Source organism: Kitasatospora sp. NPDC096140 (genome assembly GCF_040303045.1).
GTDB lineage: Bacteria > Actinomycetota > Actinomycetes > Streptomycetales > Streptomycetaceae > Kitasatospora.
The window spans coordinates 93,777-109,359 of record NZ_JBEOUW010000016.1; the positions used below are offsets into that span (position 1 = coordinate 93,777).

A 15,583-nucleotide genomic window follows, 5' to 3' on the forward strand; every position below is an offset into this window, starting at 1 on the left:
ATGGCCGACGACCTGCTCACCATCGCCGGGACGACCTTCTCCTCCCGGCTGATCATGGGCACCGGCGGCGCGCCGAGCCTGGAGGTCCTGGAGCGCGCGCTGCTCGCCTCCGGCACCGAGCTGACCACCGTCGCGATGCGCCGGGTCGACGCCTCCACCCAGGGCTCCGTCCTGGACGTGCTGACCCGCAACGGCATCCGCGTGCTGCCCAACACGGCCGGCTGCTTCACCGCCGGCGAGGCCGTGCTGACGGCCCGGCTGGCCCGCGAGGCGCTCGGCACCGACTGGGTGAAGCTGGAGGTGATCGCCGACGAGCGGACCCTCCTGCCGGACCCGATCGAGCTGCTGGACGCCGCCGAGACCCTCGTCGACGACGGCTTCACGGTGCTGCCGTACACCAACGACGACCCGGTGCTGGCCCGCAAGTTGGAGGACGTGGGCTGCGCCGCCATCATGCCGCTGGGCTCGCCGATCGGCTCCGGCCTCGGCATCCGCAACCCGCACAACTTCCAGCTGATCGTGGAGAGCGCGGGTGTCCCGGTGATCCTGGACGCGGGCGCCGGCACCGCCTCCGACGTCGCGCTGGCCATGGAACTGGGCTGCGCCGCGGTGATGCTGGCCTCCGCGGTGACCAGGGCTCAGGAGCCGGTGCTGATGGCCGAGGCGATGCGGCACGCCGCCGAGGCGGGCCGGCTCGCCCACCGCGCCGGCCGCATCCCGCGCCGCTTCCACGCCGAGGCCTCCTCCGCGATGGCCGGCCGCGCCGACCTGGACACCCGGGAACGGCCGGCGTTCTGAACGGCCGGCGCCCCGGGCGGGCGGCGTGTCACAAGCCGGGCACAGCCGGGCCCTGAGGCGGTGTCCCCAGGGTCCGGCCGCCCGGCCCGGCACTAGACTCGCCGGGTGGACATGGCACTGCACGACCCCCTGATCGGCACCCTGCTCGACAACCGGTACCGGGTCGAGCAGCGCATCGCCACCGGCGGGATGTCCACCGTCTACAAGGGCACCGACACCCGGCTGGACCGGGTGGTCGCCCTCAAGGTGATGCACCCGGCGCTCGCCGGCGACGAGGGCTTCACCGCCCGCTTCATCCGCGAGGCCAAGGCGGTCGCCAAGCTCACCCACCCCAACGTGGTCAACGTCTTCGACCAGGGCGCGGACGGCGGAAACGTTTTCCTCGCCATGGAGTACGTCCCCGGCCGCACCCTGCGCGACCTGCTGCGCGACCGCGGCGCGCTCTCCGTCCGGGCCGCCCTGGACGTCCTGGAGCCGGTGCTCGCCGCCCTGGGCGCCGCCCACCGGGCCGGACTGGTCCACCGCGACGTCAAGCCGGAGAACGTGCTGATCACCGAGGGCGGCCTGGTCAAGGTCGCCGACTTCGGCCTGGTCCGGGTGCTCGGCACCGCCGACGGCGCGCCCACCTCGGCCGACACCGCCACCGGCGGCACGGTCCTGGGCACCGTCTCCTACCTGGCCCCCGAGCAGATCCTCCCGGACGCCCCCACCGACCAGCGGGTCGACGTCTACGCGGCCGGCATCCTGCTGTACGAGATGCTGACCGGCCGCCGCCCGCACACCGGCGACAACCCCGTCCAGGTCATGTACAAGCACCTGCACGAGGACGTCCCCGCCCCGTCCCTGGTCGCCCCCGCGGTCGGCCCCGAGCTGGACGCCATAGTGGCCGCCGCCTGCGCCCGGGCCGCCGACGGCCGCCCGTACGACGCGGTCGAGCTGCTCGCCGCGCTCCAGCGGGCCCGCCGCACCCTCACCCCGGCCGAGCTGGACGCCGAGCCGCCGGCCTCCACCCGGCCCAGTCCGCGCTACCCGACCAGCGAGCCGACCTCGGTGATCGAGCCGCTGCCGCAGCCCGCCGACGCCCCGCCGACGGAACGCACCAGCGTGCTGGACGTGCCGCCGGAGCTGATGGACCAGCTGCTCACCGAGCCGCGCCCGTACGACGAGCCCGCCCCGGTGCGCGAGCGCCGGCCCGGCGTGCTGCGCCGGATCCCCCGCAAGGCGGTGATCTGGGCCGCCGCGCTGACCGCGCTGGTGCTGGCGGTCGGCGGCGCCACCTACGGGCTGTCCGAGGGCTTGTACGGCGCGGTGCCCGGAGTGCTCGGCAAGGACCGGGCCGAGGCGCAGCGGATCCTGGACAAGGAGGGCCTGCACGGCAGGTTCGTCGAGGCGTTCAGCGAGTCCGTCCCCTCCGGGCAGGTGATCTCCACCGACCCTGGGGTGGGGGCGCGCGCCCGCCGCAGCGACAGCATCACCGTCACCGTCTCCAAGGGCCCCAAGCGGATCGCGGTGCCGGACGTCGTCGGCAGGAGCGCCGCCGACGCCGCGGCGGCCCTGGCCGGCGCCCAGCTGTCCAGGGGCAGTGTGACCGAGACGTACGACGACACCGTGCCGGAGGGCTCGGTGATCAGCAGCTCGCCGGCGGCCGGGCAGCAGCTGCAGGAGAACGCCGCCGTCTCGCTGGTGGTCAGCAAGGGCATGGTGCCGGTCCCGAACGTCACCGGGCTGACCAAGGACGAGGCGCAGAAGGCGCTGCAGGCGGCGGGCTTCACGATGCAGACCACCGGCTGGGACGTGTTCGGCGCGGTCAAGGTCAACGGCCAGTCCCCGGCGGCCGGCGAGCGGCGCCCGCAGCACAGCCCGGTGACGGTCAGGTTCTCGCTCTTCTAGCCGCCCCCGGCCGCTTCCGGCTCCCGGCGGTCCGCCGCGGCCTCCGGGCGGCTCGCCGCGGCCCCGCCGGACGGGCTCAGCGCAGCGGGCCCTCGCCCGGCTCCTCCTGGTAGGAGTACCGCTGCTCGCGCCAGGGGTCGGCGAGGTTGTGGTAGCCGCGCTCCTCCCAGAAGCCGCGCCGGTCGGCCCGCATGTACTCCACCGCGCGGACCCACTTGGGGCCCTTCCAGGCGTACAGCTGCGGGACGACCAGCCGGACCGGGAAGCCGTGCTCGGCGGTCAGCGCCTCGCCGTTGCGGTGGGTGGCGAGCAGGGTCCGCGGGTCGGCGAAGTCGGCCAGCCGGAGGTTGGCGCTGTAGCCGTACTCCGCCCAGACCATCACGTGGGTGACGCCGGGGGCCGGGGGCACCAGGTCGAGCACCGCGGCCGCCGACACGCCCGTCCATTCGTTGCCGAGCACCGAGAACTTGGTCACGCAGTGCAGGTCCGCGACGACGGTGGTACGCGGCAGGGCGTTGAAGGCCTCGAAGTCCCAGCTGTGCTTCTCCGCCGACGCGGTGGCGCCGAACACCTGGAGGTCCCAGGTCAGCGGCTTGAAGCGGGGTACCGGGCCGTAGTGCAGGGCGGGCCAGCCGCGTTGCACGCGCTGGCCCGGGGGGAGCCTCGGGTCAGACGGCTGCAGCGGTTCGTGTTTGGACTGACCCATGGATCCATGGTGACAGACGGCGGACGAGCCCCGGCGCGCGCCCCTTTGTGAGGATTCACGCCCCGCCCGTACGGGCCAACGGTCGGCCGCCCGTCCACCCACTCCGCCCAAATCGGATATTCCGACACATGTCCTAGTGAGTGTGAACTTACTGGAATTTCCTCCCGCCACGGTGCCAGGATTCCCAGCGCAGGACCCACCCCAGGACGAGCGCAGGAGGCACCGCCATGCAGGGCGATCCCGAGGTCATCGAGTTCCTCAACGAGCAGCTCACCGCCGAGCTGACCGCGATCAACCAGTACTTCCTGCACGCCAAGATGCAGGAGAACTTCGGCTGGACGAAGCTCGCCAAGTACACCCGGCACGAGTCCTTCGACGAGATGAAGCACGCCGAGACGCTCACCGACCGGATCCTGTTCCTGGAGGGGCTGCCCAACTACCAGCGGCTGTTCCACGTGCGGATCGGCCAGACGGTCCAGGAGATGTTCGAGGCCGACCGCCAGGTCGAGGTCGAGGCGATCGACCGGCTCAAGCGCGGGATCGTGGTGATGCGGGCCAAGAACGACGTCACCTCGGCGAACATCTTCGAGGACATCCTGGCGGACGAGGAGCACCACATCGACTACCTCGACACCCAGCTGGAACTGCTGGCGAAGCTCGGCGAGCCGCTCTACCTCGCCCAGCTGATCGAGCAGCCGGAATCCTGAGGCCTCAGGCCGCGCGCAGCGGGAGCACCGGGGCGATCGGGCCGGAGGCGGGCGCCGGCGCGGCGGGCGCGGGCTGCGGCTGCGCGGGCTGCGGGTCGGCGAGGCCGAGCTTGGCGGCCAGCCGGGCGGTCGGGCAGGGCCGGGCGCCGTGCTCGCCGAGCAGCGCCTGGATCCGGCGCACGCAGGATCCGCAGTCGGTGCCGGCCTTGCAGCCCTTCGCTATCTGGCGGGGGGAGCTGGCACCCCCGTCGATCGCCTTCTTCACCTGGTCCTCGGTGACCGCATGGCACATGCACACGTACATCGCGGTCTCTCCCGGGGTGAAGCGTCGAGTGGATCTTGACTAAGGCTTGCCTTAGCTCACTAAGCCTCACCTTACCCGGCGATCCGGGTACGAAAAAGCCCCTCCGGGCTCGGGAACCCCGAAACCGGAGGGGCTTTCGTCACATCCGGCCCGGGGGCCGGCCGTGCGCGGGGATCACTGCCCCCGGTACATCTCCGCCACCAGGAACGCCAGGTCCAGCGACTGGCTGCGGTTGAGCCGCGGGTCGCAGGCCGTCTCGTAGCGCTGGTGCAGGTCGTCCACCATGACCTCGTCGCCGCCGCCGACGCACTCGGTGACGTCGTCGCCGGTCAGCTCCACGTGGATGCCGCCCGGGTGGGTGCCGAGCGCGCGGTGCACCTCGAAGAAGCCCTTGACCTCGTCCAGGACGTCGTCGAAGCTGCGGGTCTTGTGGCCGCTGGAGGCCTCGAAGGTGTTGCCGTGCATCGGGTCGCAGATCCACACCGGCTTGGCGCCGGAGGCGGTGACCTTCTCGACCAGGGTGGGCAGGTGCTCGCGGATCTTGCCCGCGCCCATCCGGGTGATGAAGGTCAGGCGGCCGGGCTCGCGCTCCGGGTCCAGCTTCTCGATCAGGGCGAGCGCCTCGTCCACCGAGGTGGTCGGGCCGAGCTTCACGCCGATCGGGTTGCGGATCTTCGAGGCGAACTCGATGTGCGCGTGGTCCAGCTGCCGGGTGCGCTCGCCGACCCACACCATGTGGCCCGAGACGTCGTACAGCTCGCCGGTGCGCGAGTCCACGCGGGTCAGCGCGGTCTCGTAGTCGAGGACGAGCGCCTCGTGCGAGGAGAAGAACTCGACGGTCTTGAACTCCTCCGGCGCGACACCGCAGGCGTTCATGAACGCCAGGGCGTTGTCGATCTCCCGGGCGAGCTGCTCGTAGCGCTGGCCGGCCGGCGAGTTGCGGACGAAGTCCTGGTTCCAGGCGTGCACCTGGCGCAGGTCGGCGTACCCACCGGTGGTGAACGCGCGCACCAGGTTGAGCGTCGCGGCGGACGCGTTGTACATCCGCTTCAGGCGCTCCGGGTCCGGGATGCGGGACTCGGGGGTGAACTCGAAGCCGTTCACCGAGTCGCCCCGGTAGACCGGCAGGGTCACGCCGTCGCGGGTCTCGGTCGACTTGGAACGCGGCTTGGAGTACTGGCCCGCGATCCGGCCGACCTTCACCACCGGCACCGAGGCCGCGTACGTCAGCACGGCGGCCATCTGCAGCAGGGTCTTCAGCTTGTTCCGGATGTGCTCCGCCGAGACACCGTCGAAGGCCTCGGCGCAGTCACCACCCTGGAGGAGGAAGGCCTCCCCGCGCGCCACGGCTCCGAGCCGGGCGCGCAGCTGGTCGCACTCGCCGGCGAAGACGAGCGGCGGATAGGCGGCGAGCTCGGCAAGGGTCTTGCGCAGAGCCTCTTGGTCCGGCCATTCAGGCTGCTGCGCCGCGGGCAGGGACTGCCAGGAGTGGGCAGCCCTCGAAGTGTCAGTCGTAGCGGTCACACGGCCAAGGCTACGGGGTGACACGAGCGATTCGTGACCATTGCCCGAGGGGTGAGACACATCTCGGACAAAGGCGTGAGCTCGCTCACCCGTCCTGCCGAATCCGCTACGCTCGACCCATGCACGCGCCGCACAACCACTCCTGGTGGTGGGCCTCCCCCAAGGGTGGCCCACCGATCGCGCGTTCCTAGACGAACACGACGGCCGCCCCTCGGGGCGGCCGTCGGCGTCTGAGCAGACGGCCCTCCGGGAGCGGAACCAGCACCGCCCTCGCCATCCACCCGGAAGGAAGCCGTACCGTGACCACCGCCACCGACCTGCTCACCCGTCTCACCGCCCCCGGCGCCCCCGCCTTCGCCGTGCTGCACCGCCGCACCCCCCGCCTCGCCCCGGACACCGTCGAGGTGCTGCTGGGCACCGTCGGCAGCTACGAGCACCTCGCCGACCTCCCGGTGCCCGACGGCGTCCCGGCCGGCGGCTCCCCGGTGCACGACCTGCTCGCGCTCGTCCCGTACCGGCAGATCCGCGAGCGCGGTTTCGAGGCGCACGACGACGGCACCCCCTTGCAGGCCCTCGCGGTCACCGAGCAGCACGTTCTCCCGTTGGCCGAATTCACCTCCGCCCTACCGCAGTTGCCGGTGAATCTTGCCGGTGGCGCGTTCGACGTGGACGACGATTCGTACGCCTCGATCGTCCGCCGGGTGATCGAGGAGGAGATCGGCAACGGCGAGGGCGCCAACTTCGTGATCCGGCGCGACTTCCACGCCGTCCTGGAGGACTTCGGGCCGGAGCTCGCGCTCACACTGTTCCGGCGGCTGCTGGAGCAGGAGCGCGGCGCCTACTGGACCTTCCTGGTGCACACCGGCGACCGCGTCCTGGTCGGCGCCTCCCCCGAGGTGCACGTCCGGCAGAGCGGCGGCACCGTCGTGATGAATCCGATCTCCGGCACCTACCGCTATCCGGCGGGCGGCTCCGACATCGACTCGCTGCTCCAGTTCCTGCACGACCCGAAGGAGTTGGAGGAGCTCACCATGGTCGTGGACGAGGAGCTCAAGATGATGTGCACGGTCGGCGACCTCGGCGGCCAGGTGCTCGGGCCCCGGCTCAAGGAGATGGCCCACCTCGCCCACACCGAGTACGAGCTGCGCGGGCGCACCTCGCTGGACGTCCGCGAGGTGCTCCGCGAGACGATGTTCGCCGCCACCGTCACCGGCAGCCCGGTCGAGAACGCCACCCGGGTCATCCGGCGCTACGAGCCCTCCGGGCGCGGCTACTACTCCGGTGCGCTCGCCCTGATCGGACGTTCCGCCAGCGGCGGGCAGCTGCTGGACTCGCCGATCTGCATCCGCACCGCCGACATCGACCCGGCCACCGGCCGGCTGGTCGTCCGGGTCGGCGCCACCCTGGTGCGCCACTCCGTCCCGGAGTCCGAGGTCGCCGAGACCCACGCCAAGGCCGCCGGGGTGCTCACCGCGATCGGTGCCCGGCCGGCACCCGCCCGGCTGCCCCACCCCACCGGCCCCCGGCTCGCCGACGACCACCGGGTGCAGGCCGCGCTGGGCGCCCGCCGGGCCGGCCTCGCGCCGTTCTGGCTGCGGATGCAGACCCCGGCCCAGGTCACCGAGACCGAGCAGACCCTGGTCGTGGACGGCGAGGACACCTTCACCTCGATGCTCTCCCACCTGCTCGGCTCGCTCGGCCACCGGGTGACGGTCGTCCGCTACGACACGCCGGAGCTGCGCGCACTGGTCGCGGCGCACCGCGGCCCGCTGGTGCTCGGCCCCGGCCCCGGCGACCCGGCCCTCGCCGACGACCCCAAGATGGCGGTGCTGCGGCCGATCGTCGCGGACGCGCTGGCCGCCGCCCGCGCCGGCACCCGGCCGGCGCCGCTGCTCGCGGTCTGCCTCAGCCACCAGCTGCTCTCCGCCGAGCTCGGGCTGGCGCTCGGCCGCAAGGCCGTCCCGTACCAGGGGGCGCAGGAGAGCATCGACCTGTTCGGCACCAAGCGGACGGTCGGGTTCTACAACACCTTCACCGCGCGCTGCACGGAGGCCGACGCGGCCGGGCTCGCCGCCGAGGGCATCGAGGTCTCCCGGGACGCCGCCACCGGCGACGTCCACGCCGTGCGCGGGCCCGGCTTCGCCGGCCTCCAGTTCCACCCCGAGTCGGTGCTCACCCGCGAGGGCGTGGACATCGTGGCGGGCCTGCTGCGCGAGGCCGCGGTCGCGCAGCGCTGAGGAGTCGACCGGTCCCGGGCGGGCGCACCCGCCCGGGACCGCTCAGATCTCGTCGTCCAGGCCCTGCTCGATCGCGTACCGGACCAGCTCCACCCGGTTGTGCAACTGCAGCTTCCCCAGCGTGTTCTGCACGTGGTTCTGCACCGTGCGGTGCGACAGCACCAGCCGGTCGGCGATCTGGCGGTACGACAGACCCTTGGCCACCAGCCGCAGCACCTCGGTCTCCCGGGTGGTCAGCCGCGGGGCGGCCGGCGACGACGCCGGGGCCGGCTCGGCCGCCAGCCGGCGGAACTCGCCGAGCACCAGGCCGGCCAGGCCCGGGGTGAACACCGCGTCGCCGACCGCCGTGCGGCGCACCGCCTCCAGCAGCTCGTCACGCCCGGCGGACTTCACCAGGTACCCGGTCGCGCCGGACTTCACCGCCTCCAGCACGTCCTGGTGCTCCCCGCTGGCCGACAGCACCAGCACCCGCACCGCCGGGTCCTGCGCGACCACCTGGCGGCACACCTCGGCGCCGGGCAGCCCGGGCAGGTTGAGGTCCAGCACGACGACCTGCGGCGAGCAGGCGCGGGCGCGGCGGACGGCCTCCTCGCCGTCGCCGGCCGTGGCCACCACGTCCAGCCCGGCCTCGGCGAGGTCGCGCGAGACGGCGTCCCGCCACATCGGGTGGTCGTCCACCACCATCACCCGCACCGGCCGGTCGGTGGTCGGCTGATCCGTCATCGGCTGGTCGGTCATGGAGTGGCCTTCCTCGGGACGCGCAGTTCGACCTCGACGCCCTCCCCGGGCGCCGAGTACAGCTCGGCCGAGCCGCCGAGGTCCAGCAGCCGGCCGCGAATGGACTGGGAGACCCCGAGCCGCCCGGCCCGCTCCGCCTCGCCGAGCCGGCCGGGGGCGAACCCGGGGCCGTCGTCGCGGATGCTGACCGTGACCGCCTCCGGCTCGTCCTCGACCAGGATCCAGGCCCGGGCCTCCTCGCCGGCGTGCCGGCGGACGTTGTCGACGGCCGCACCGACCGCCGCGGCGAGCTCGCCCGCCGCCGGGGCGGGCAACAGCACCGGGGTGCCGGGGGCGGAGAGCGTGATCCGCTCGTCGGCGTACGGGCGCAGCAGCGCGGTGAGGTCGCGCGGCTCGGCGGCGTCGGGCTGCTGCGGCCCGCGCTGGGCCGGGATCGGGCCGCCGGTCATCAGCGTCCGCAGCGCGCGTTCCTGCTCGCCGGCCAGGCGGCCCAGCTCCGCGAAGTCCGCGCCGCCGCCGGTGCCGCCGTCCGTCCCCCCACCCAGCTCGGCGCCGCGCCGCTGGACCAGCGCCAGCACCTGCAGCACGCCGTCGTGGATGTCCCGGGAGAGCCGCTCGCGCTCCCGGGTGGCCGCCTCGACCTGGAGCGCGCGGGTGAGCGTGGCCTCGCTGGCCCGGGCCAGCTCGATCACGTAGCCGATCGCGCACCCGGCGACCATCAGCAGCACGATGTTGTGGATGTTGTCGCCGGTCGGCCCGCCGTGGCCCAGGATGTTGGCGACCCCGATCACCGAGCCCGCGGCCGCGGCCGGGCGCCAGCCGCCCTTCGCGGCGCAGCCGAGCACCGTACCGGCGGCCCAGATGGTGGGCAGGGTGGGCGCGCCGTGGCTGATCCGGGCCGGGGCGTCGGTCAGGCCGCTCATCACGATGCCGGTCACGGCGAGGACGAGGTCGACGCCCAGGACGTACCAGGTGCAGCGCTGCGGGTTGGCGAAGGCCCGGGTGGTGGCGAGGGTCCAGAGGGTGAGCGCGCCGAGGAAGATCCAGCCGGCGACGGGGTGCAGGAAGTGCAGGTACGAGTTGAAGTACCGCAGCAGCGCGTAGCACAGGGCCAGCACCCGGAAGTAGGAGATGGCCCGCCACAGCGGGAGTTCGACGGACATGCCGCCGGCCGCCACCGTGCCGCCCACCTCGCCGGCTCTGCCGCCGTCCGTCATCCGCCCCTCCCCCGGGCCCGGCCGGGCCGTCAGGCCGAGCCGGTGTCCTTGTCCGCCTCGGCCGCCTTCTCGGCCTCCGCGGCCTTCTCCGCCTTCTCGGCCTCGGCGGCCTCCGCCTTCTCCGCCTTGGCGGCGGCGCGGCGCTCGGCGTCGGCCTTCTTCTTGTCGTCGGCGATCTGCCGCTTGGCAGCGGTCGCGTAGATGTCCACGTACTCCTGGCCGGAGAGCCGCATGATCTCGTACATCACCTCGTCCGTCACCGAACGGAGGATGAAGCGGTCGTTCTCCATGCCGTGGTAGCGGGAGAAGTCCAGCGGGCGGCCGATCCGGATGCCGGGGCGGATGCCGAAGTTCGGGACCACCTGGCCGGGCGGCTGCACCTTCTCGGTGTCGATCATGGCGACCGGGATCACCGGGGCACCGGTGGCCAGCGCGACGCGGGCCAGACCGCCGACCTTGCCGCGGTACAGCTTGCCGTCGGGCGAGCGGGTGCCCTCGGGGTAGACGCCGAACAGCTCGCCGCGGTCCAGCACCGCGATGGCGCTGCGGATCGCGGCCTCGCCGGCGCCGCGCACGCCCGAGCGGTCCACCGGCAGCTGGCCGACGCCCTTGAAGAAGGCGGCGGTCAGCCGGCCCTTGAGGCCCGGGGTGTTGAAGTACTCGGCCTTCGCGATGAAGGTGACCCGGCGCTTGATCAGCGCGGGGAAGAAGAACGAGTCCGAGAAGGACAGGTGGTTGCTCGCAATGATCGCCGCACCCTCGGTGGGGATGTTCTCCTCACCCTCGATCCACGGCCGGAAGAAGATCCGAAGCAGTGGCGCGACGATCATCTTCATCAGTCGGTAGAACAACCCGGGCCTCCTGTTATGCGGACCGGTCGATCCTAATGCCCCGCGACCCCCCGCTGTGCCCGGCCCCGCCGAAGTGGCCTGCGCCCGGCCTCCGGCGGGGGTGTACGACCCGGCGCGGGGCGTGGGACGATGCGGATTCCAGCAGCTTCCCGTCCAGCGTCCCTCCCCCAGCGCCACCCGCCCGCGAAGGAGTCCGCCATGTCGTTGCTGCCCGGTGCCGAACCGTACCGCCACCACGGCGGACCGGTGGGGGTCCTGCTCTGTCACGGCTTCACCGGGTCGCCGCAGTCGCTGCGACCGTGGGCCGAGGAGCTGGCCGCGGCCGGGTTCACCGTCTCGCTGCCGCTGCTGCCCGGCCACGGCACCCGCTGGCAGGACATGCAGCTCACCCGCTGGGAGGACTGGTACGCCGAGGTCGAGCGCGAGCTGCTGACGCTGGCCGACGAGTGCGAGCGGGTCTTCGTCTTCGGGCTGTCGATGGGCGGGGCGCTGTCGCTGCGGCTCGCCGCGCTGCACGGTCCGGCGGTGTCCGGCCTGGTGCTGGTCAACCCGTCGGTGCGCTCGGACACCCCCGCGAGTGTGCTGCTTCCGGTGCTGCGCCACCTGGTGCCGAGCCTGCCCGGGATCGCCGACGACATCGCCAAGGACGGCGTGACCGAGTTCGGCTACGACCGGACCCCGCTGCACGCCGCCTGGTCGCTGAGCCGGCTGTGGCAGGAGGTCCAGCGCCGGCTGCCGGAGGTGACCCAGCCGGTGCTGCTCTTCCACAGCCCGCAGGACCACGTGGTCTCTCCGGCCAACTCGGAACTGGTGCTGGCCCGGATATCCTCGACCGACGTGACGGAGCGGCTGTGCGAGCGCAGCTTCCACGTCGCGACGCTGGACCACGACGCGGCGGAAATATTCGCGGCCAGCCAGGACTTCATCCGACGGCTGGCCCCCGCGCACGCGGCGGGCGCAACCCGGGTCGAATCGGATGATCACCATGGCTGAAGGGCCGGAAGTGCACGAGAGCAGCACGGCGGGCGGCGGGGACGAGGCTCCCCGCGAGGACGGCGCGACGAAGGACGGCGGCACGAGGGACAGCGGCACGAGGGACGGCGCCACCGGCGACGGCGGCACCGACGACGGCACCCTGGGCGGTGCGCCGGCGGAGCACACCGGCGCGGACGGGGCCGTGACGCCCGCTTCCACGTCCGCGGCCGCTTCCGCGTCGGCGTCCGCAGCCGGGAAGGACGCCGCCGAGGACACCGCGGGGGCGGAGGCCCCCGCCGAGCCCCGGCCGCGCCGTGCGCCCGAGCGCAGCCAGGCCGAGCAGGACGAGATCTTCGCCGCCCTGATCGCCCAGTTCGACGACCCGGTCGACCTCAACAACCCCAACTGGCCCGAGGTCGAGAACCTCCGCGCGCAGAACGAGCTCAAGGGCGGCTACAAGGACGGCAGCGCCGGCCGGGAGGACCTGTCCGACCTCGCCCCGCAGCCCCGCCCCCGCTCCGGCCGACCGGTGATGCCGGCCTCCGGCGCCGGCCCGCGCGACTTCGAGCTGGACGAGGAGACCGACGAGGACCACTACGTCCCACCGGAGCCCCCGCCGCTGCCCGCCGCCGACGTGACCGCCAAGTTCGCCTGGCTCGCCGTGCTCGGCGGCCCCGCCCTGCTGCTGGTCGACGCGGTGGTCTGGCGCGAGATCTCCGGCTGGCCCGCCTGGGTCGGGATCACCTCCTTCCTCGGCGGCTTCGTCACCCTGGTGGCCCGGATGCGGGACCGCGACGAGGACGAGCCGGAGGATCCGGACCACGGCGCGGTCGTCTAGCGTCCGTCGTCCGCCACATCCCGGCGGGAGGGTCTAGGGCTGGTTCGGCCCGCAGGCTGAGGGTCCGACGGACCCTCAGCCCTCGGGGAGTTCGAGCACCGCGAGCACCGGCAGGTGGTCGGTCGCGGCCCGCAGGTCGGCCTCGGTGACACCGGGCAGTCCGTGCGGCACCCCGCAGCCCAGGACGGTGATCCCCGGCGTGGCGAAGACGCCGTCGATCCGCTGGTAGGGGCGCTCGGGCACCGAGGTGTACTCCCCGCCCCAGGGCGCGGTCGGGTACCCGTCCTGCAGCCGGGAGGCCAGCAGCCGCCAGCCCGGCCCGTCCGGGTGCTCGTTGAAGTCCCCTGCCACGACGCCGTGTTCGGTGATACCGAGCTGGTCGAGCAGCAGCTCGAACTGCCCGTACCGCTCCTCGGCGTCGAGGCTCAGGTGGCAGCTGGTCAGGGTGAACGGCGCCGCGCCGGGCAGCCGCAGCAGCGCGGTGGCGAAGCCCCGGGCGTGCAGGCCGCGGGTCTTGGGCAGCAGCCGGTCGTGCACGCCCAGCACCTCCGCCGCTCCGGGTCGGCCGAGCAGCAGCGGCCCGGCGGCGGTGCGGCCGCCGCCGGCCAGGACGACCGTCCCGGTGCTGCGGGCCAGCCCGGCCGCCTGGCCCTCGGGGCGCCAGTAGCGCGGTGACTCCTGGATGCAGACCAGGTCCGGCGCGCAGGCCCGGATCACCCGGGCCAGCGCCCGCCGGTCGTCCCGCAGCGAGCGGACGTTGTAGCTGAGCAGGCGCAGCCGCCGCGGGCCGCCCGGCGGCAACGGTTCGGCCGTCGCGGCGCTCGCCTCGGTCGCGGTCGCCTCGGTCGTGGTCGCGGCGGTCGTGGTCGCGGCGGTCATGGCCCTCCCTGTACGTCGTCACCGGGTGCGTCGTCACCGGCTCCGACCGTACGCGGCGGGGGCCGGACGTGCGACGGCGGCGGCGCGTCCGGGATCGGTCGGGGCCCGGTCGCACCGCCGCCGGCGGGCTGGGAGGGGGCGGGTTGCGCCCCGGGGAGGGTGAAAAGGGAGGAAGCGGCTACGCGGGAATGCGGGCGAGGTCCGCCGCGCCGACGATGCCGGCGGCGGAACCCATCGAGGCCAGCACGACCTCGGCACGCGGGCGGTGCACGCCGCCGGTCAGGTAGTGCTCGAAGGCCTTGGCGACCGGGTCGAGCAGCAGGCGGCCGGAGTCGGAGACGCCACCGCCGAGCACGAAGACGCCCGGGTCGAACAGCGCGGCGAGGTCGGCCATGCCGCGGCCCAGCCAGTCGGCCAGCTCGGCGTAGCACTCCAGGGCGAGCGGGTCGCCGTCCTCGGCTGCCTCGGTGATGTGGATGCCGCGGATGGTCTCGGCGACGCCGTCGTTGAGCTCCAGCATCCGTCGGCCGCGCACCGGGTCGGCCGCCGCCTTCTCCCGGCCGTAGCGGCGCAGCGCCCGGCCGGAGCCGTACTGCTCCCAGCAGCCCTTGCCGCCGCAGCCGCACTGCAGGCCGTCCGGGACCATGTTGAGGTGGCCGATCTCGCCGGCCACGCCGAAGCGGCCGCGGTGCAGCCGGCCGTCCAGGACGATGCCGCCGCCGATGCCGGTGCCGACGGTGATCAGCACCATGTCCTGGTGGTCGACGGCCGCACCGAAGCGGAACTCGGCCCAGGCGGCGCAGTTGGCGTCGTTCTCGACCACCGTGTCGAGACCGGTGAGCTCCTCGACGCGGCCGCGCAGCGGCTCGTTCTCCCAGTCGATGTTGGGCGCGAAGATCACCGTGGAGCGGTTGCTGTCGACGAAGCCGGGGGCGCCGACGCCGACCGCGGCGACGCCGGGGTGCTGCTCCTTGAGCTCGCGCACGGCCTGCGCGATGGCATCGACCGCCCACTGCGGGTCGGCCGGGGTGGGCACCCTGGTCCGGGCCAGGATCGCGCCCGCCTCGTCGACCACGCCTGCCGCGATCTTGGTCCCGCCGACATCGACGCCGATGGTCAGAGCCATGTGTCCCTCAGCTATTCACTCGTTCCCGCTGGACGGAACGGTACCGCCCAAGTCCGCTCCCGTACACAGCCTCGCATACATTATTCGAAGACAATTCTGGGGCAACCGGGCCGCGACTCTTCAAAAGTCGTATCTAGGCTCCGTCCTCGTGACGCACGAGAGCAACGCGATCACCCTCCGGAAGTTACGGTTTCACTGCTTGGCGGACGGTGCGTCAGTCCCGTCGGACCCGTCCGGCCCGCCGGGCCCGTCGAGGTCGATCTTCTCGGCGGCCGCGCCACGGCCGGCGGTCCAGCGGTTCTCGTGCCCGACCACGGCCGCACGGTAGGCGGCCAGCAGCTCGGCGCCCGCGGCGGCGATCCCGGAGCCGGCGGCGGCGAGGTGGCCGTAGACCTCCGGCTGCTGGGTGCGCAGGCGGTCGGCGAGGCCGGAGAGGGTGATCAGGGTGGTGGCGCTGGTCTCCTGGGCCTTCTCCCCGAGCGCGGTGGCGAACCTGCGCACCTCGTCCACCAGCGGGCCGAGCTCCGGCCCGAACGGGTGAGCCTGACCGTCGGCTTGCGGCCCGGACCGCCCGTCGCCCGCCCCGGCGCCTCCGCCCGCGTGCTCGGCGTGCTCGGCGTGCTCGGCGCCTCCGCCCGCGTGCTCGGCGTGCTCACGAGCCGACCCGGCGCGGTCGCCGACGGGTTCGGTGCGGTCGTCGGTGCTGGTCATCGCGGGCGCCTCCTCAGCCGTGGCCGCACCCCGCGGCCCTCCGGCCCGACGCTACCCGACCGGCCGTACGCCCCGGAAAGGC

General features: G+C 73.5%; 15 protein-coding genes. 6 read left to right on the plus strand and 9 right to left on the minus strand.

All coding sequences use genetic code 11. The annotated features are described in order from the left end of the window. Together ABT048_RS18785 and pknB are read left to right on the plus strand one after the other, a co-directional pair. Positions 1-798, plus strand: coding sequence for a thiazole synthase (locus tag ABT048_RS18785; RefSeq protein ID WP_350522517.1), 798 nt, complete (start codon positions 1-3; stop codon positions 796-798). A gap of 111 nt (positions 799-909) precedes the next feature. Beyond that, positions 910-2,688, plus strand: coding sequence for a Stk1 family PASTA domain-containing Ser/Thr kinase (pknB, locus tag ABT048_RS18790; protein WP_350522606.1), 1,779 nt, complete (start codon positions 910-912; stop codon positions 2,686-2,688). A 76-nt stretch (positions 2,689-2,764) separates the two neighbouring features. Here the strand turns inward: pknB and ABT048_RS18795 are convergent, their stop codons facing one another. Further along, entirely contained in the window at positions 2,765-3,394 is a 630-nt protein-coding gene (locus tag ABT048_RS18795) for a sulfite oxidase-like oxidoreductase (RefSeq protein WP_350522518.1), read from the minus strand. A 227-nt stretch (positions 3,395-3,621) separates the two neighbouring features. On the opposite strand from ABT048_RS18795, the gene bfr reads away from it, so the two are divergent. Continuing rightward, entirely contained in the window at positions 3,622-4,101 is a 480-nt protein-coding gene (gene bfr / locus ABT048_RS18800) for a bacterioferritin (protein WP_097238253.1), read from the plus strand. Positions 4,102-4,105: 4 nt separating this feature from the next. On the opposite strand, the gene ABT048_RS18805 is transcribed toward bfr, so the two are convergent. Both ABT048_RS18805 and ABT048_RS18810 read right to left on the minus strand, forming a co-directional pair. After that, entirely contained in the window at positions 4,106-4,405 is a 300-nt protein-coding gene (locus ABT048_RS18805) for a (2Fe-2S)-binding protein (protein WP_350522519.1), read from the minus strand. A gap of 174 nt (positions 4,406-4,579) precedes the next feature. Then, on the minus strand, positions 4,580-5,929 hold the full coding sequence (locus ABT048_RS18810; RefSeq protein WP_350522520.1) for a class II 3-deoxy-7-phosphoheptulonate synthase: 1,350 nt from the start codon (positions 5,927-5,929) through the stop codon (positions 4,580-4,582). Between the two features lie 299 nt (positions 5,930-6,228). On the opposite strand from ABT048_RS18810, the gene ABT048_RS18815 reads away from it, so the two are divergent. Continuing rightward, positions 6,229-8,166 carry an anthranilate synthase family protein gene (locus tag ABT048_RS18815; RefSeq protein ID WP_350522521.1) on the plus strand — a complete coding sequence of 646 codons (1,938 nt, stop codon included), beginning with the start codon at positions 6,229-6,231 and terminating at the stop codon, positions 8,164-8,166. A 42-nt stretch (positions 8,167-8,208) separates the two neighbouring features. Here ABT048_RS18815 and ABT048_RS18820 read toward each other — a convergent pair whose 3' ends face one another. From ABT048_RS18820 to ABT048_RS18830, 3 genes are read right to left on the minus strand one after another with little or no spacing between them, the layout of a single operon-like run. Next, positions 8,209-8,904 (minus strand): response regulator, encoded by a 696-nt coding sequence (locus ABT048_RS18820; protein ID WP_350522522.1) that lies wholly within the window; start codon positions 8,902-8,904, stop codon positions 8,209-8,211. Then, entirely contained in the window at positions 8,901-10,121 is a 1,221-nt protein-coding gene (gene macS, locus ABT048_RS18825; RefSeq protein ID WP_350522523.1) for a MacS family sensor histidine kinase, read from the minus strand. Before macS ends, ABT048_RS18820 begins: the two co-directional genes overlap by 4 nt. Before the next feature lie 29 nt (positions 10,122-10,150). Then, positions 10,151-10,972 (minus strand): lysophospholipid acyltransferase family protein, encoded by an 822-nt coding sequence (locus ABT048_RS18830; protein ID WP_350522524.1) that lies wholly within the window; start codon positions 10,970-10,972, stop codon positions 10,151-10,153. Positions 10,973-11,170: 198 nt separating this feature from the next. On the opposite strand from ABT048_RS18830, the gene ABT048_RS18835 reads away from it, so the two are divergent. Together ABT048_RS18835 and ABT048_RS18840 are read left to right on the plus strand one after the other, a co-directional pair. Further along, a complete protein-coding gene (locus ABT048_RS18835; protein ID WP_350522525.1) occupies positions 11,171-11,965 on the plus strand; it encodes an alpha/beta hydrolase in 795 nt (264 codons plus the stop codon). Next, on the plus strand, positions 11,958-12,785 hold the full coding sequence (locus tag ABT048_RS18840) for a hypothetical protein (protein WP_350522526.1): 828 nt from the start codon (positions 11,958-11,960) through the stop codon (positions 12,783-12,785). The genes ABT048_RS18835 and ABT048_RS18840 overlap by 8 nt, the downstream gene beginning before the upstream one ends. Positions 12,786-12,860: 75 nt before the next feature. On the opposite strand, the gene ABT048_RS18845 is transcribed toward ABT048_RS18840, so the two are convergent. The 3 genes from ABT048_RS18845 to ABT048_RS18855 all read right to left on the minus strand — a co-directional run bounded on the left by ABT048_RS18845 (position 12,861) and on the right by ABT048_RS18855 (position 15,501). Continuing rightward, entirely contained in the window at positions 12,861-13,664 is an 804-nt protein-coding gene (locus tag ABT048_RS18845) for an endonuclease/exonuclease/phosphatase family protein (RefSeq protein WP_350522527.1), read from the minus strand. 178 nt (positions 13,665-13,842) lie between these two features. Continuing rightward, a complete protein-coding gene (locus ABT048_RS18850; protein WP_350522528.1) occupies positions 13,843-14,790 on the minus strand; it encodes an ROK family glucokinase in 948 nt (315 codons plus the stop codon). A gap of 192 nt (positions 14,791-14,982) precedes the next feature. Next, positions 14,983-15,501 (minus strand): DUF5304 family protein, encoded by a 519-nt coding sequence (locus ABT048_RS18855; RefSeq protein WP_350522529.1) that lies wholly within the window; start codon positions 15,499-15,501, stop codon positions 14,983-14,985. Between the last annotated feature and the right edge of the window lie 82 nt (positions 15,502-15,583).

Coding starts and splice junctions, on each gene's coding strand:
- ABT048_RS18805 (WP_350522519.1), bottom strand. CDS start 4,405: ATGTACGTGTGCATGTGCCATGCGGTCACCGAGGACCAGGTGAAGAAG.
- ABT048_RS18820 (WP_350522522.1), bottom strand. CDS start 8,904: ATGACCGACCAGCCGATGACGGATCAGCCGACCACCGACCGGCCGGTG.
- ABT048_RS18855 (WP_350522529.1), bottom strand. CDS start 15,501: ATGACCAGCACCGACGACCGCACCGAACCCGTCGGCGACCGCGCCGGG.
- ABT048_RS18850 (WP_350522528.1), bottom strand. CDS start 14,790: ATGGCTCTGACCATCGGCGTCGATGTCGGCGGGACCAAGATCGCGGCA.
- macS (WP_350522523.1), bottom strand. CDS start 10,121: ATGACGGACGGCGGCAGAGCCGGCGAGGTGGGCGGCACGGTGGCGGCC.
- ABT048_RS18840 (WP_350522526.1), top strand. CDS start 11,958: ATGGCTGAAGGGCCGGAAGTGCACGAGAGCAGCACGGCGGGCGGCGGG.
- ABT048_RS18795 (WP_350522518.1), bottom strand. CDS start 3,394: ATGGGTCAGTCCAAACACGAACCGCTGCAGCCGTCTGACCCGAGGCTC.
- pknB (WP_350522606.1), top strand. CDS start 910: ATGGCACTGCACGACCCCCTGATCGGCACCCTGCTCGACAACCGGTAC.
- bfr (WP_097238253.1), top strand. CDS start 3,622: ATGCAGGGCGATCCCGAGGTCATCGAGTTCCTCAACGAGCAGCTCACC.
- ABT048_RS18785 (WP_350522517.1), top strand. CDS start 1: ATGGCCGACGACCTGCTCACCATCGCCGGGACGACCTTCTCCTCCCGG.
- ABT048_RS18845 (WP_350522527.1), bottom strand. CDS start 13,664: ATGACCGCCGCGACCACGACCGCCGCGACCACGACCGAGGCGACCGCG.
- ABT048_RS18835 (WP_350522525.1), top strand. CDS start 11,171: ATGTCGTTGCTGCCCGGTGCCGAACCGTACCGCCACCACGGCGGACCG.